Source organism: Variovorax glucosi, from assembly GCF_051216695.1.
In the GTDB taxonomy this organism is placed as follows: Bacteria; Pseudomonadota; Gammaproteobacteria; order Burkholderiales; family Burkholderiaceae_C; genus Variovorax.
Window position 1 is genome coordinate 1 of record NZ_JBPJZE010000418.1, and the last position, 1,023, is coordinate 1,023.

Consider the following 1,023-nt stretch of genomic DNA (forward strand, 5'->3'; position numbering starts at 1 on the left):
CGGTGTTGACGATCTCGATGTTGGGCTTCTCGTTCCAGCCGCCCACGTTGTATGTCTCGCCCAGCCTGCCGGCCTCGAGCACGCGGCGGATGGCGCTGCAGTGGTCCTTCACGTAGAGCCAGTCGCGCACCTGCATGCCGTCGCCGTACACGGGCAGGCTCTTGCCGGCCAGCGCGTTGACGATCATCAGGGGGATGAGCTTCTCGGGGAAGTGGAAGGGGCCGTAGTTGTTGGAGCAGTTGGTGGTCAGCACCGGCAGGCCGTAGGTGTGGTGCCAGGCGCGCACGAGGTGGTCGCTGGCGGCCTTGCTGGCCGAATACGGGCTGTTGGGCTCGTACTTGTGCTCTTCGGTGAAGGCCGCATCGGTCTTGGACAGCGAGCCGTAGACCTCGTCGGTCGATACGTGCAGGAAGCGGAAGGCCGTCTTCTGCTCAGCCGGCAGCGCGTTCCAGTGGCCGCGCACGGATTCGAGCAGGCGGAAGGTGCCCAGCACGTTGGTCTGCACGAAGTCTTCGGGGCCGTGGATGGAGCGGTCCACGTGCGATTCGGCGGCGAAGTTGACCACGGCACGGGGCTTGTGCTCGGCCAGCAGGCGGTCGATGAGGGCGCTGTCGCCGATGTCGCCCTGCACGAAGATGTGCCTCGGGTTGTTCTTGAGCGACGCGAGTGTCTCGAGATTGCCTGCGTAGGTCAGCTTGTCGAGGTTCACGACCGGCTCGTCGCCGTTCGCTAGCCAGTCGAGTACGAAATTGGCGCCGATGAAGCCGGCGCCGCCAGTAACCAGGATCATGAAGTCCCCTGCTGATATTTGGAACGATCGCCTTGCGGCAAATCAACAGGCGATTATCCCATTCGGCCAGAGGAGAGAAATCAAAGGTTGGTGCCCGCGCAAGCCCCGCCTACAATCGCCCCACTGCAGGAGAGCGGGCCACCCCGGTGGCCCTACCGAAGGCGCAAACTCCCATAAACGCTCAGGTCGGTCCGAACAAGGGGCCTGTACTGCACCAACTGAAACGCCGTCTG

At 63.7% G+C, this 1,023-nt stretch carries 1 protein-coding gene and 1 riboswitch; the gene reads right to left on the minus strand.

Features of this window, described 5'->3' with window-relative positions:
* Positions 1-790, minus strand: a 790-nt coding sequence (gene rfbB, locus ACSFA3_RS26150; RefSeq protein WP_435508208.1) for a dTDP-glucose 4,6-dehydratase, incomplete at its 3' end; no start/stop codon positions are given.
* Positions 791-906: 116 nt separating this feature from the next.
* A riboswitch (glycine riboswitch) is annotated at positions 907-1,007 on the plus strand.
* The last annotated feature ends 16 nt before the right edge of the window (positions 1,008-1,023 follow it).